The 15233-nt window shown below is 35.5% G+C and carries 16 protein-coding genes; 12 read left to right on the plus strand and 4 right to left on the minus strand.

Annotation, left to right across the window (positions count from 1 at the left end):
- Positions 1 to 65: 65 nt before the first annotated feature.
- From hisA to pyrI, 5 genes are read left to right on the plus strand one after another with little or no spacing between them, the layout of a single operon-like run.
- A complete protein-coding gene (hisA, locus tag MBBTH_RS06305; protein WP_116592213.1) occupies positions 66 to 806 on the plus strand; it encodes a 1-(5-phosphoribosyl)-5-[(5-phosphoribosylamino)methylideneamino]imidazole-4-carboxamide isomerase in 741 nt (246 codons plus the stop codon).
- A 1-nt stretch (position 807) separates the two neighbouring features.
- Positions 808 to 1269, plus strand: coding sequence for an FAD synthase (locus MBBTH_RS06310; protein ID WP_243409742.1), 462 nt, complete (start codon positions 808 to 810; stop codon positions 1267 to 1269).
- A 12-nt stretch (positions 1270 to 1281) separates the two neighbouring features.
- A complete protein-coding gene (argC, locus tag MBBTH_RS06315; protein ID WP_116592214.1) occupies positions 1282 to 2304 on the plus strand; it encodes an N-acetyl-gamma-glutamyl-phosphate reductase in 1023 nt (340 codons plus the stop codon).
- A gap of 11 nt (positions 2305 to 2315) precedes the next feature.
- Complete coding sequence (locus MBBTH_RS06320; RefSeq protein WP_116592215.1) at positions 2316 to 2804, plus strand: flavodoxin family protein; 489 nt, start codon at positions 2316 to 2318, stop codon at positions 2802 to 2804.
- Positions 2805 to 2812: 8 nt separating this feature from the next.
- Positions 2813 to 3283, plus strand: coding sequence for an aspartate carbamoyltransferase regulatory subunit (pyrI, locus tag MBBTH_RS06325; protein WP_116592216.1), 471 nt, complete (start codon positions 2813 to 2815; stop codon positions 3281 to 3283).
- A gap of 4 nt (positions 3284 to 3287) precedes the next feature.
- Here the strand turns inward: pyrI and MBBTH_RS06330 are convergent, their stop codons facing one another.
- Complete coding sequence (locus MBBTH_RS06330) at positions 3288 to 4496, minus strand: GMC family oxidoreductase N-terminal domain-containing protein (RefSeq protein ID WP_116592217.1); 1209 nt, start codon at positions 4494 to 4496, stop codon at positions 3288 to 3290.
- Between the two features lie 108 nt (positions 4497 to 4604).
- Between MBBTH_RS06330 and MBBTH_RS06335 the strand changes: the two genes are divergently transcribed.
- The 4 genes from MBBTH_RS06335 to MBBTH_RS06350 all read left to right on the plus strand — a co-directional run bounded on the left by MBBTH_RS06335 (position 4605) and on the right by MBBTH_RS06350 (position 8173).
- Positions 4605 to 5084, plus strand: coding sequence for a hypothetical protein (locus MBBTH_RS06335; protein WP_116592218.1), 480 nt, complete (start codon positions 4605 to 4607; stop codon positions 5082 to 5084).
- Positions 5085 to 5212: 128 nt separating this feature from the next.
- On the plus strand, positions 5213 to 6583 hold the full coding sequence (locus MBBTH_RS06340) for a TldD/PmbA family protein (protein WP_116592219.1): 1371 nt from the start codon (positions 5213 to 5215) through the stop codon (positions 6581 to 6583).
- A 1-nt stretch (position 6584) separates the two neighbouring features.
- The gene (locus tag MBBTH_RS06345) at positions 6585 to 7142 is read left to right on the plus strand and encodes a TIGR00296 family protein (protein ID WP_116592220.1); all 558 of its coding nucleotides are present in this window, start codon (positions 6585 to 6587) and stop codon (positions 7140 to 7142) included.
- 8 nt (positions 7143 to 7150) lie between these two features.
- Complete coding sequence (locus MBBTH_RS06350; protein WP_116592221.1) at positions 7151 to 8173, plus strand: NOG1 family protein; 1023 nt, start codon at positions 7151 to 7153, stop codon at positions 8171 to 8173.
- A 186-nt stretch (positions 8174 to 8359) separates the two neighbouring features.
- On the opposite strand, the gene MBBTH_RS06355 is transcribed toward MBBTH_RS06350, so the two are convergent.
- Both MBBTH_RS06355 and MBBTH_RS06360 read right to left on the minus strand, forming a co-directional pair.
- Complete coding sequence (locus tag MBBTH_RS06355) at positions 8360 to 9187, minus strand: DUF4013 domain-containing protein (protein WP_116592222.1); 828 nt, start codon at positions 9185 to 9187, stop codon at positions 8360 to 8362.
- A gap of 210 nt (positions 9188 to 9397) precedes the next feature.
- Positions 9398 to 10957 (minus strand): flippase, encoded by a 1560-nt coding sequence (locus tag MBBTH_RS06360; RefSeq protein WP_116592223.1) that lies wholly within the window; start codon positions 10955 to 10957, stop codon positions 9398 to 9400.
- Between the two features lie 106 nt (positions 10958 to 11063).
- Here MBBTH_RS06360 and MBBTH_RS06365 point away from each other — a divergent pair, with 106 nt between their 5' ends.
- The 3 genes from MBBTH_RS06365 to MBBTH_RS06375 all read left to right on the plus strand — a co-directional run bounded on the left by MBBTH_RS06365 (position 11064) and on the right by MBBTH_RS06375 (position 14185).
- Positions 11064 to 12164 carry an oligosaccharide repeat unit polymerase family protein gene (locus tag MBBTH_RS06365; RefSeq protein WP_116592224.1) on the plus strand — a complete coding sequence of 367 codons (1101 nt, stop codon included), beginning with the start codon at positions 11064 to 11066 and terminating at the stop codon, positions 12162 to 12164.
- Entirely contained in the window at positions 12161 to 13231 is a 1071-nt protein-coding gene (locus MBBTH_RS06370) for a glycosyltransferase family protein (protein WP_116592225.1), read from the plus strand. The genes MBBTH_RS06365 and MBBTH_RS06370 overlap by 4 nt, the downstream gene beginning before the upstream one ends.
- 393 nt (positions 13232 to 13624) lie before the next feature.
- Positions 13625 to 14185: an Hsp20/alpha crystallin family protein gene (locus MBBTH_RS06375; RefSeq protein WP_116592226.1), complete on the plus strand. Its 561-nt coding sequence runs from the start codon at positions 13625 to 13627 to the stop codon at positions 14183 to 14185.
- A 34-nt stretch (positions 14186 to 14219) separates the two neighbouring features.
- Here the strand turns inward: MBBTH_RS06375 and MBBTH_RS06380 are convergent, their stop codons facing one another.
- The gene (locus MBBTH_RS06380; protein WP_116592227.1) at positions 14220 to 15230 is read right to left on the minus strand and encodes an SIS domain-containing protein; all 1011 of its coding nucleotides are present in this window, start codon (positions 15228 to 15230) and stop codon (positions 14220 to 14222) included.
- Positions 15231 to 15233: the final 3 nt, after the last annotated feature.

Consider the following 15233-nt stretch of genomic DNA (forward strand, 5'->3'; position numbering starts at 1 on the left):
AATAGGTATAAAAGATTTCAAAACATATAATTAAATTATAATAAAATACTACAGGAAAAATCCAAATGTCATTCAATAAAAATGAAATGTTAATAATGCCTGCAGTTGACATAAAAAACGGAAAATGTGTTCAACTAGTTCAAGGCGAACCTGGAAGTGAAATGGTTAAAATAGACAACCCAGAAAAGGTTGCTAAATACTGGGAAGATTTGGGAGCAAAAAATATCCACGTGATTGATTTGTCCGGAACAATAGACGGCGAAACCAGCTTTGATATTATCAAAAAAATATTAAACGAAGTTTCAGTTCCAATCCAGCTTGGAGGAGGAATCAGAAATCTGGATTATGCTCGTCAATTACTGGATTTGGACATTGAAAGACTGATAATCGGAACAATGGGAATCCAGCAACCGGAAACTATTACACAACTTTCAGACGAATACGGTCCTGAAAGGATTATGATTTCACTTGACAGCAAAGACAACAAGGTAGTTATTAAAGGATGGCAGGAAAAGATTGACAAGAGCCCTTCAGAAATTGCAAATGACTTTAAAGAGCATGGAGCCGGAAGTATTTTATTTACAAATGTTGATGTTGAAGGACTTTTAGGGGGATTTTACACAGAACCTGTAGAAGATTTGAAAAAGTCTGTGGATTTGCCTATTGTATATTCCGGAGGAATAACAACAATAGATGACATTAAAAAACTAAATGAAAGTGGTGTGGAAGGAATAGTTATTGGTTCTGCACTTTATACTGATAAAATTGATTTAACTGAAGCTTTAAAATACCAAAAGAGGATATAAAATGAAGATAATGGCGACCGGAACATTCGATATACTCCATCCGGGACATGGAGTTTACCTGGAAGAATCCAGAAAGCTGGGTGGAGAAGATGCTGAGCTTTACGTTGTTGTAGCGAGAGATGCAACCGTTGAAAGAAGAAAAAGAGAAGCAGTCGTTGGAGAAGACCAACGTTTAGAATTGATTAAAATGCTTAAACCCGTAACAGACGCTTTCCTTGGAGATGCAAATGGGGACGTATTCAAAATCGTTAGAGAAATAGACCCTGACATCATCACCGTAGGAGCGGATCAGAATCATGATATTGATAAATTGCAGGCTGCCCTCGATAAAAGAGGATTGAAAGCGAAAGCAGTTCGTATTGAAAAATACCGTGACTGCGAACTTGACAGCAGCTGCAAGATCATTAGGAAAATACAACATACCGATTTTAAAGGTAAAATAATGGACCATTGTGAAGATTAGGAGATTATTAAAATGTTTAAAGTAGCAATTATAGGAGCAAGCGGATATACTGGTGGTGAATTGTTAAGAATGCTTTTAAACCATCCTGAAGTGGAAATAACAGACATCACTTCAAGGCAATATGATGGAACACCCGCACACAAGATTCACCCACACATAAGAGACTCAGGACTAGTGTTCAAGAACAAGGCACCTTCCGAACTGGATGCCGACGTTGTATTCACTGCAACACCACATGGAGCATCAATGAAAATCGTGCCTGAAATTCTCGACACCGGTGCAAAAGTGGTTGACCTAAGCGGAGACTACAGATACCGTGACACTGAAGTCTATGAAAAATGGTATGGAATGGAACACACAGACAAGGAAAACAAAGGGGCATTTGGGCTTCCGGAATTGTATAGGGATGAAATCAAAAAATCAAATCTCGTTGCAAACCCAGGATGCTTCCCAACAGGAGCAATCCTTTCATCATACCCATTGGTTAAAAACGATTTGGTTGATAGAATCATCATCGATTCAAAAACCGGAGTCAGCGGAGCTGGAGTGAACCCATCAACAACCACACACTATCCAAACATTGCGGATAACGTAAATCCATACAAGATATCCTCCCACAGACACATGTCAGAGATTCAACAGGAATTGCATGGATTTGATGATGTCAAAGTCTCATTCACACCACACCTCGTGCCTGTAAACCGTGGAATTCAAACCACAAGCCACAGTTTCCTGAATGAGGACAACATTGACATTACCCCTGAAGAAATCAGAAGCATCTATGAAAAGGAATATGGCGAAGAGTTCTTCATCAAGCTAATGGATGAAGGAGAAATACCTCACCTAAGTTCAGTTCGTGGATCCAACTTTGTTCATATCGGAGGATTTGAAATAGACAACACAGGCAGGCTCGTTATGCTATCCGTCATTGACAACCTTGTTAAAGGTGCATCCGGTCAGGCCATTCAAAACATGAACATCATATTAGGCATTGATGAGACATTAGGTTTAACACACTTTGGACTTCACCCATAGGAGGGAGAAAATTGGCTAAAATAATTATCTATTATTCACAGGGAGGAACAACAGACTTGATTGCAAAGACCTTGGCAAAGAATCTCAATGCCGACCTTGTAAGAATCCATGACTTAAAAAATCGTGAAGGATTCACAAATAGATTATTTTCATCAATTAATGCGTTTAGAGAAAGCAAAACAGATATCGTTCCTGCCCAGGTTGATTTAAGAGGATATGATACAGTATACTTCGGAACACCTACCTGGTCCGGAAATCCTACACCTGCAATTCTAACAATAATTGACAGATGTGACTTAAGGGCAAAGGATGTAATCCTATTTGCCACCATGGACAGTTCCCGTGGCGAAAGCACCCTTGAAAGACTTGAACGCAAAGTTAAATTACGTGGAGCACGGGTTATTGAAAGTTTTGCCATTTCAACTAAGGACAAGAGTCAGGAACAATTGATTAACGACACTGAAGCAATGATTGAAATGAAAGATTTGAGAATGTACTAGGTGAAATTATGACCAAATCAGAATTAAAGATAAGAGCTATTGAAAACGGTACAGTTATCGACCACATTACAGCCAATAAAGCATTGCATATTCTTAAAATTTTAGGCCTTCCGGACAAGGAAACCAAAAACGTTACTGTGGCAATGAACGTTTCCTCATCTGAAATCGGCAGAAAGGACATTTTGAAAATTGAAAACAGGGAATTGGATCATGAAGAACTTAATCAAGTCGCATTAATTGCTCCAAAAGCTACAATAAACATTATTAGGGATTTCAAACCGATTAAAAAAGATAAGATTCTCCTTCCCGAAAAGATTACTTCAATTATCAAATGCACAAATCCCAAATGCATAACTAACCTTGAAAGTGAACCTATAACACCCATATTCAAGGTTATCCAGAAATACCCTCCGGTGGTTAGGTGCCATTACTGTGAAAAATTAATAAAAACAGAAGATATCGATAAGCAATTCGAATAATCTTCTATTCATTTTTTAAATAATCAGCTAATCTTTTAGATAATGCAAGTATTGTTAATATTGGTGGTTTTCCAGGAGATATTGGCAATACGCTTGCATCACAAACATATAAATTTTCTATTTCTGTTTTCAAATTGCTGTCCACTATCTCTCCAATTTTTGCGGTTCCACCAGGATGCGCACCACGATAGACTGTTGAGCCTATAGTTTTTGGGTCAACTCCCGCTTTTTCCAGAACAAAACCCGCAGTGGCGGTTCCTTCAGCCAAATACCTTATGTCCTGAATTGTGTTGACTTTCACAACATCCCCATTGTCATCAACATATCCCTGACACTCATCAGGTGTCTTAACCATTATGCTTAAGATGTCGCTGTCTTTTACGCTGTCATCAGGAATATTTGCCCTTATGAATGATGAGAAGTGAGGAGACAGCACAAAGTTTTCACCTATGATGAGTCCTGCCATCTGGACTTCAGTGTTGAAGTTGATGTCCTTCAAGTATCCTCCAACGGAGACGAACGGATCGAAGAATATTTCACGTCCGGCTTCAGCGATTCCTGTTTTTCTCAAAATCAATGTTGAGCCTATTGCACCTGCACACAGGATTACCTTATCGGCTTCAATGGTTTCCTCTTGGTCATCTTTTATGTATTTTACACCGCATGCCTTTCCGTTTTCTGTCAATACTTCAACCACTTCTGCTTCTGTGATTAATGTGGCACCGGCTTCGACTGCCTCATCGACAAAGTCCTTTCCGGACCATTTTGCATCAGCAGGACATCCGAATGCACATTTTCCACATTGGATGCAGTCCTCCTCTCTGATTGCCTTTGGCATCTTCAATGTTTCAAGACCTAATTCCCTGCCTGCATCAAGAAATACCTGTGTGCCTTTTCCAATGTGGGAGTCGTCGAGTTGATGAACTCCAACCAGTTCCTCCACATATTCATAGGCTTCGCTTAAATCAATTCCATAATCATGCAGTTCACTGTCCAATGCCCTTACCATATTGGACATTGAAACTATTGTTGCCCCACCAATGCAGGTGGTAGTCAACAAGTCTACAGAGTCATTGTATTTATCATAATAGTTTAATGCATCTTTTAATTTTATATAAGGTCCTTTTTCCAAAATGGTTACTGGAAAATCATTTTTTGCAAGTTCACGAGCTAAAATTCCTCCACCTGCACCAGTACCTACAATTACAAACATCATATCACCAAAATTAATTATTAACAATTGTTATATTCATTATCTTATTTAAAACTATCACATAACTATATTTAATTTTAATAATAAAAAAATAATATGGTGTTAATTATGAAAAAAATAATAATTCTTGGATTAATTCTGATTTTTACAATTGGAATAGTATCAGCAACAGACATAGACTTGAATAATATAAAGGCACCTGATTCCTACAAAATCGCAGACGAGGATTCATTATTCTCAAGCCTTAGTGATTTGGAGATTAAATTTGAAGAATTTGAATTAGAGGACATTAATAAAACAGTTGAAGATTCTGAAGATGTAGAAGAAGATCATGCATTTGCAAACAATACTAACTTTAACTACACAGTGGTTCCAGGAGCCATTAAGAATACCTTTAATTTCACCGATGACCTTAATAAGATGTACGGTTGTGTTGAATTAATTGAAATCAACAACCAAAAATACACTGTCATGATTTGGGGAAACGATGGAACTCCTGATGAGATAATCAACAACGCCACCCAATGTCTAGAAAAATTCAATCAATTAAACGACTTCACACCAATTGACACATCAAGTTACATATAATGCTTACGCATTATTGTAATTCTCTTCTTTTTTTAAATAATCTTTCTTCAAAAAACACCGTTTAAAAAACTTTTATTAAATATGTTATCTAAAATAAATATTAGATTAATATTTAATTGAGTGATATTATGGAAGAATACATTGATTTATTCGAAAATATTATTGCAAAAACCCGCCAAAAAGTAGATTACATGGATATTAGATTTGGAATGGGAGACAATACATCCATATTAATGAAAGATGGAAATGTAGATGAAATCAACACCGGAATGAGCTTAGGAGCAAGAATAAGAGTGTTGAACAATGGAGCATGGGGTTTTGCATACACAACAGACTTATCAAAAATTGATGAAATAACTGAAACCGCTTTAAAATTATCAAAATCACTTAAAGGAGATGTGAAATTAAGTGAAAGTGAAATCATTAAGGATAAAATAGAGGTTGACGTTAAGATACCTTTTAAGGACGTGTCCATTGAAGAGAAAAAGGACATCATGAAGGAAGTGAACGATGCCGCCACAATCGATAAGGTCAACAGTACAACCGTCAGCTACTCAGACAGTGAAGTTAACGAACTTTTCATGAACAGCGAAGGCAGTGAAATCCAAGTTAAAACCGACAGAGTCAGGATGGCATTGAACGCATCTGCAACCGATGGTGAAATAATCCAATTCGGACATGGAAGCCTTGGAGGAGTCAAAGGATTTGAAGTCATCTCAGAAGTGGATATTGAGGAATTCGGAAGAAACATCGGTGAAAAGGCAGTCAGACTGCTTGACGCAAAGCCTGCACCTTCAGGACAGTTTCCAGTAATAGCTGACCCTGAACTGACTGGAGTGTTGATTCACGAGGCATTGGGCCATGCAACAGAAGGCGATCTGATTCTTCAAAACGATTCAATCCTGAAAGGCAAGATCGGTGAAAAGATTGCCTCAGACATTGTCAACATCTTTGATGATGCAAGCAGAAAGGACGGATTCGGATATTACCCATACGATGTTGAAGGGGTTAAAACCAAACCGAACCAGCTTGTCAAGAATGGAGAACTGATTTCCCTATTGAATTCCAGGGAAACCGCTTCAAAATTAGGCATGGAATCTTCCGGAAATGCAAGGTCAATAATTGCAGACCAACCAATAGTAAGGATGAGCAACACCTATCTGCAACCTGGAGACAACACCTTTGAGGAACTGATTGAAGACTTGCCTAATGGAATGTACCTTAAAGGTTCAAGAGGAGGACAAGTAGACACGGGAAAAGGCATTTTCCAATTTAACGCTGCTGAAGGTTACTTAATTGAAAATGGAGAAATCACAACACCCTTAAGAGATGTATCATTATCAGGAAACATCTTAGAAACATTGAAAAACATTGACGCAATAGGCAATGACTTTAAATTGAGTGTTGGATTTTGTGGAAAAGATGGTCAGACCGCTCCAGTAGGCGATGGAGGACCACACACAAGAATATTGAATGCACTAGTAGGAGGAATGGGTTAAAATGATTAGTGACAGAGCTGGAGAGTTCCTGGTTAACTTATCCAAGGAGACAATAAAATATTATTTAGATAACGGCAAGATTATGGTTAAGCCTACTGACTATCCAATAGAATTGGATGAGGAATTAGGAGTATTCGTAACTTTAAATAAAAATAGCAATTTAAGAGGATGTATCGGATATGCGGAACCTATCAAACCTGCAATTGATGCCACAATGGAAGTTGCACTGGCTGCCGCATTCAATGATCCGAGATTTCCAGAAGTTAGTGACAAGGAATTCGAGAACCTTGAGTTTGAAGTGACAGTATTGACAAAACCTGAAATTATAGAGGTGGCACATCCCGACCAATACTTCGATGAGATAGAAATAGGCCGTGACGGCTTGATTATTCAAAAGGGTTATGCAAGAGGATTGCTTCTCCCACAAGTGGCAGTTGAAAACATGTTCAGCATCGAAGAGTTTCTGGACCATACCTGCATGAAAGCGGGAATCAGTGCAGACAGCTGGATGGATGAAAGCTGTGATGTGTTTAAATTCCAAGGACAAATATTTAAATAGTGATTAAAATGATGATACCAACAATACCTACGCCCGATGAACTGTTAGATAAGGGATTCAGTCGTGGGAAAAAACAAGCCGACTTACTTAGAAGTCAAAAAATACCAAAACACCTTAAAGGTAAAAGAATTGAAGAGAGAAGAGTAGTTACCTCCTGTCAAGTTATTAAAGACAAATTGAAATCAATTATTGATGCCGTTCCAGAAATTGAAAGTCTACATCCATTTTACCAAGACTACATTGACATTACCGTTGGTGTGGATGACATGAAGCAGGCACTTGGAGGACTTAACTGGGCTTATGGAATCATTACCCAACTTGAAAAGGAATACGGTGCAAAAATCAGGAAAAATCCCTCTGAAAAGGCAACTGCAATTCAAAAACAGGCTTATGGAAGGATTGCATCTGTTGTGGGCAAAATCAAAAAGGACCTTGACTTTTTGGATTTTGCAAAGCAAAACCTTAGAAACATGCCTACAATCGACTTTGAAGCAACCACAATAGTGATTGCCGGTTTTCCGAATGTGGGAAAATCAACCCTATTAAGGCAAATCACAGAAGCTGAACCTCAAGTTGCCAACTACCCATTTACCACAAAGGGTATCCAAATCGGCCACACCGAAATGCATTGGAAGCATATCCAGATTATCGACACCCCGGGGCTTTTGGACAGACCTATTCTGGAAATGAACGATATTGAGATGAATGCGATTGTTGCCCTTGAACATCTGGCAGATGCGATTCTGTTTATCTTCGATGCGTCTGAAACCTGTGGATTCCATTTAGATAACCAATACAACCTTCTAAAACAAATTGAAAAGATATTTTCAGACGTCCCTGTAATCTATCTATTCAACAAAATGGATCTTGTTGAAGATGCAGAATACCTTAACCAATATATTGACGATGAAGAGAATTCAATATTCATCTCTGCCATCGAAGGGGAAGGCATTGATAAAATCAATAAGAAAATTAACAGAATCAAAAAAATCGAAAGGAATTTCGATGAAGAAGACGATGAATATTACTAATCCAAAATGAGTATGCGATTCAAGTCGCATACTTGCCAAAACCATTGCCACATCATTATCAGATATTACGGAACCTAAATATTACACTATAGATTATAAGCGATGTTATAACTACTTTTTTTAAAAAAAACAAGTATTATTCTATTTTTATACTATTAAAAAAAAAAGAGAAAATGGCTTAAAATATTAAGCTATATCAGAATATAATAATCCAACAGCCCTTTGAGCAAATAGCACGAGGTATGGACTTACGAAAACTGAAAGAATTGATAATATAGGCACATAGCTGAAAATAGCTGATAGAACCATATTAATAACTGCAGAAACTATAATGACCAATAGGATTACCGCTATTACCTTGATTACCCCAATTCTTCCTATGTCTTTTGCCGCTTCAAAAACGTTTAAAGCTTCACATAGGCTATCAGTATTTGCCAATCTAGCTTCAGCCATGGTCTGAAGGAATGAAAAGATTACAAATAAAACTACAGCTGCAGTGAGAGTGGTGGCTAGAGAAACCGCCAAACCAGCAACTGCTTGAGATAATGCATCAGTTGCAATGGAAGCGGAAGCTCCAGTGTAAACATTTACAGCCTGTGAAGAGATTTCTGTAGCAACTGCCATGATGTTGCCAGTGATATTTGTCATATATCCTACAATCGCAACAAGGAAAGCAGGAATTATAAAGTAAACTATTGAGACAATGAATCCGTTAAAACCTGTGATAAAATTATCCCACCATACAAACTCCGGAACCTCATCTTCAAGTTCAATACCTGATTTAATAACGCTGATGGAATAACCTGACATCACCCATCCGATTAGCATTGCAACGATGGCGGCAAGTCCTCCCCATAAGAAGAATTCAGCGTTAAGAACCCCTAAAATATATAACAATATTCCTACTGTACCAAATACGCTTGCAAATATTGTCAATAGGACAAAGATAAAGAAGGTTCTCAAGTCTGTAGATGGAAATACTAAAGCATCTTTAATTATTTCTATTATTTCCATATTAACACCATTTAAAATATTTTAAAACTCTATTAAGAGACGGTAATTATTTATTTAAGAATAAATATTTAACTTTATGGTACAAATTCTCCGGTACCACAAGTCGAAAAAGCTCAATGAAAAATATTGTTAATTCCACAATTGAAGCAAATATGATTTACTTAAGTTTAAGACTTAAACACTCGAATTTCCATCCGCAAATATATGTCATTACTCTTCTAATTCATATATTAGTCCTTTTTCTTCAATGTATTTGACTAATTTAGGAGTATATTTCTTCAATATTGGAATTTTGTTCATATACTGACTAAAAAAGTCTATGTCACGTTTTGTTAAAACTTTTAACATTATTAAAGATACGATATAGAGAAAACTGCCAATTATGATTCCTATGACTAAACCGATTAAGGTCTTAGGAATTACATAACAGACTGCCATTAAAATTAAATTGCAAATCAATACTAGCAATATATTTTTCCAAGGAATTGATATTTTGGTAGTCTTAATCACAAATAGCATTATAACAATCATTAATATACATGTGGTTATTGTTGTAGCTATGGCGGCACCTACAATGCCCATCATTTGAACAAAAATTGCATTCAATACAATATTTAATACAGTGCCCAAAAGCAGTATATACATTGGCAATTTAGGATTTCCAGTACCTTGAAGTATGCTGCTGCTAATCATATATATGCTATAAAAAGACATTCCTATTACTAAGATGCATAAAACTCCAGAACCCGGAGTGTAGACTTCTCCAAACAGCAATTGAATAATAGGCATGCTGAACATGCTTATAATTACGCACATTGGAATAACTGTAAGAATGCAATACCTTAAACAGTCCACAACGTATTCCTGCAATAATTTTTGATTTTTCAAGACATAAGCCTCTGCCGTTGCAGGAAGCAATACTGTTGAAATTGATAGTGAGATAACTAAAGGAATTCTTGAAATAGGATCAGCGGCATTATAAAACCCTACATCAGTGGATAACATAAAAACGCCTATAACTAATGTTCCAACATCATAAATTGCCATTTCAGATAATGCGGTGATGGCCACAGGCACTGCAAAACAAATCAACATCCATAATAATTCCAATTCCTCTTTAAAACTTAAATCCAATGAATCTTCCGAATAGAACATTGGACTGATATATTTTTTATACAACAATACTGCAGTTATGGCGGAAACTATGAAACCAAATGCTCCCCCTAATACTGCTCCCATAGCATATAATCCGCAATAAACAAATACAACAGCAAAGACGATTGTTGCTAACTGTTCGGCCATCCTATTATATACTGTATATTCATTTTTATAAACTCCTTGAAATGCGCCTCTCATAGCCCCTACAATCACACTAAAAGGAGTTATCAGACTAACAGCCCTTAATGGCCATACTACTAGTGGCTTATGAAATATCTCGTTTGCAATAAAATCTGATGAGAATAATAAGATAATGCTCAGCAATATTGCCATTAGCACCATGAACTTGGTTGCAGTGTAAATTACCTGTCGGGTCAATGCTTTTTCATCTTTCGCATTATATTCCGCAACATATTTTGATATTGCAGGAGGCAATCCGCCAGCAGATAAAATTTGGAATATCCCTTGAAACGGCAAAGTTAATCCATATAACCCATATCCTTCCGGTCCGAGCATTCTGCTCATTAATAGTCTATTAATGTAACCTCCTACTCTAAAAAGTAAGTTGCCTATCACTAAAATGAAACTATTTTTGAGTACCTTATTAGACATGTTCTTCACTTAATTGAATATATAAAATGTTTATATAACTTTATAAAAATATAATTATATAATTACTTTTATTTGAGGCTAATTAACTATTTTATGGTAGATGACTATGGATTATAAAAAATATGATATTTTTTCACCAATGATATTCGTTTTATTGGTCCTTGTTTATTTAATATTTTCAGAAATAGCTTTTCATTATCATTTACATAAGTTAATTGGCGTTGATCAATTCACTATTGTAGTAATAGTCTTAGGAATTGCATTTTATATCCTGGGCATTGTATTGTCAAATTATTTTCTTAAGAATAAGGAAATTAGTGTAAATACTGAAAAAATAGATAAAATTTTCTCGGAACGCCTTGTTTTATCAGTGGTGATAATTGGAATATTACTTCAAATAGTAAATTTAATCTACTTGGGAGGAATTCCCCTATTTAGCGGATATCTTAAAGCCCGTGCGGCAACAAGGATATGGTTATTAAGTTATTTAATCTTTTTACCTTCAATTAATATTCTAATAGCAAAATATGATAACAAAAAATATTATTTACTGTTCATATTAGGTTTATTACTGTTTGTATCTACCGGTTATAGGACAACTGCTATGGCTATTGTAATAAGCGTATTGATAACATTGTATTATACCCGGAATCTGCCTTGGAAATATTTGATATTATCCATAATTGCCATATTCATATTGCTGTTGGCGGTGGGATATATTGCAGTAATATCAATTGAATGGCAAACCTGGAGCTCAACTCCAATTGAACTGTTATTTTATAGGGCAGGATACACTTTACAAGTCTTAGACCGTGCAGTATTTCTACAGGGCAGCACTCACGGCCAATTGTTATATAATACATTGATGGGATTTTTCAAATCTTCAGATCCAAGGGTAATTGTTGGCTCAACAACATTAGGTTACGCCCATTCAACAACTTCAACTATTTTTGGACCTGCATTGTTGGATTTCGGATTATATGCCATGCTATTGCAAATGGCAATCATAGGATTTATAATAAATTTAATTTATAAAGTGCAGGCTAATGCCAAGAACATTTTCATTGCATTGTATGCAATAGTGATGGCTCATTTAATAATATGGATAGAAACAGGACCTACTGATTTGGTCGTATTCTTATACTATTTAATTTCAATAATCATATTAATTTATGTAGTTAATTTAAAAAAGGTGGGTAATGAATGAATATCGCTCTTGTAGCAGAAACAGCCCCTGCAAAAGCCTTAATTCCCATCCTTGAAAAAGTCGATGCAGATATTTTATCTTTAACTCATAGTGAAGGAGCAATGGAATTACTGGGACCATACAGTAAAGAAATTTTTTCAATAGGCGAGGGTCGAAGGAACACTACAAAGAAAAGAAGCAATTTTACAATCGCCAAACTAGTTTTAAAAGACACTATCCACACATATAATGCTTTAAAAAAACATCCTGTTGATTTAACAATAACATGTGGAAATGCAGGGGATGTACGTAAGGGAATCGCAGCATCAAAAAAATTAAATTTGCCAAAACTTCATATAGAACAGGATATTTATAATCCGATAGAAATGATAGCCTATGCGGATCTAATCACCGTTCCAAGTAAGAGGGCTATGAAACAATTAGAAGAGCTGTACGATATTACAAATACTGTAAATATAAAAGGATATCCTCAAGCGGAATATGTAGGCAGAGTTCCAATATTGGAAGCTGAGAAAATATATGAACAGTATCAGCATGATGATTTTTATGTTCTCTTTTTTGGTGGAGACACAAGAGCTTCAGATATTCCTGAGATAATTAAAGAAGTGGAAAAGATTGACAAAACAATATTAGTCATTCCTTATAGGTTTGAAACATCTGCCATAACCCCCCATATCACTAAAAGCAATATTTTTGTTGTTGAGGGTTATGTGGATTTGATTAGTCTGATGAATGCTTCACAAGGAGTAATCTATTGTGCCGGAATGGGAATAACAATTGAAGTTGGCGCTTTAGGAGTTCCCGCAGTAAAAATCTTGGGTTTCCATACCCAACATGCAAGTAATGACTTGGCTCAGGATTTAGGAATAAATGTTGTTTCTACGAATGATATAGATCATGCTGTTTCTAGGATGAAAAAACCTCAAGGCAAACGTTTAATTAAAAACGGTTGTAAAGCCAGCCTTAAGGTAGCGGAATTGACTACAAGTATGGACTCATATGACCAAAATTGTGGTGGCTTAAGTAGCCTAAGGAAAATCTGGAACCATAGAAAGCAGTACCGATGAGATATTCTTAATTATCTTTTTTTAGTTTTAATTTATTTAGAACAATTTGCTAACAATAATACTATTTTTTTTATTTAATACCTACCTTCAAATAAAGCAATTTTAATCTGAAAAAAAACATGAAAAACATAAATTATACCCAATACAACCAATTAAAATTAATTGATTAAAAAAAATATAATCTAATTTTAAAGATTTAAAAAGAAGTATTTGAGACATTGGTAAAAGAATTTAGGAATTCAAAAAAATAAAGCATCCAACATATGAAAAATCAAAGACGAAAAGTAATACATTTTAATAACTTTTAGTAAATTTAATCGAAAACTTTATATACTAACAAAAAGTAACTAATACATGCTTACAGAAATTCATCCATAAAGGAGCGTGAAAAATATGGTAGATTCCGAAACCATTGAAGAAAAAATTTCTGACAAAAAAGAAGAATTTGATGAAAAAATCGATGAAGGAAAAGAAAAAATCGAAGACAAAAAGGAAAAAAGCAAAAACATTGCTGATAACATTATTAACGATTTGTACAAAAGCATAGACGAGTTCAAAGAAAACGTCAGAAACATGCAAAAAACCGCAGATCAAAAATACAGCGATTACAAAAAAGCAACCGTACAAACTTTAGACATTGACCTTATTGAAACCAAAGATGTTTACTATGTAAAAGCAGCAGTTCCTGGTGTTGAAAAAGACGATGTGTTAATTGAAGCAGGAGACAATGACTTAACCATTGAAACCACTTTCAAATCATACTTCGATGAATTCGCAGAAGATGAAACTGCTGAAGTAATTTCCTCCTCCATAAAATCAGGCAGATGCGTAAAAACCATCAGATTTGAAAACAGCCTCGACTTAGAAAACATCAAAGCAAAATTCTCAAACGGAATTGTAATTATTACCATTCCAAAACTAGTTATACCAAAACATAAAGTTAATGTAGAATAAACATTCTACATTTTTCTCTCTTTTTTTAAAAAAATTAATATCTTACTTTACCGATGTGTCTTGTAGCACCCGGATCTTCACCATTATAATGTGCCAAGTAATAGACAAACCATTCAAGTGGAATTACCAATACGAATGGAGATAATAATTTATCCACATCAGCATAGTCTTTCAATTCATAAATGATTGATTTTAATTTAAGATTTTCAGAAAAGTCAATTGCCTTATCTGTAATCTCATCAGATTCAAATTCAGATTTTAAGATTATGATAGGCACATCCTTCTCGGCCCTTTCAATTAGACCGTGTCTGAATTCCGCTGAATATTCAGGACAGGCATGCTTTATTGCCCCTTCCATGAGCATTGTCATTGCCAACTTATATGCAAGACCAAAGTTTGGTCCACTTCCCAAACAATAGAAAATGTCCTCATTCTTGAAGTCCTGTGCAAGCAATCTGTTATCGTATTCAGTGGTTTTCAGCAATTCCTCAATGAGGTCAGGCATTTGGGACAATTGTTCTAATAAGGTGTCCTTTGCCTCATAATCACTGGCTGAGAACAAGATTTGATACAAGCAAGCAAGTTGAGTAATATAGGTTTTTGTACCTAAAATAGCTGTTTCTGTTTCGCATCTTGTTACTATTGGAGTTTTAGCTTCTTTAATCATTGAACTTTCAGGTTCGTTTGAAATAGAAACAGTGTGTATTTTGTATTCATTAGCTTTTCTTAATGCTGCGAGAGTGTCTGCAGTTTCACCGGATTGTGAAGTGAAAATCGCAATTGAATCTTCATTTTCAATCAATTTCTTATTGTAATAAAATTCATAACCCGCATAGACTTCAATGTCTAAATTAGTACTGGACATCCTGATTGCATCTCTAACACTGTAACAAGTTGAGATAGAACTTCCACAACCAACCAAATAAATCTTGGAAGCATTTGCTGCTAACTTGGAAGCTTCATCCAATTTAGGCATTTCACTTTCGAAAGTCTTTCTAAGAGATTCAGGTTGCTCCATCATCTCATCATACATTTTATATTTCATAAG

This window comes from Methanobrevibacter thaueri, assembly GCF_003111625.1.
Lineage (GTDB): Archaea > Methanobacteriota > Methanobacteria > Methanobacteriales > Methanobacteriaceae > Methanocatella > Methanocatella thaueri.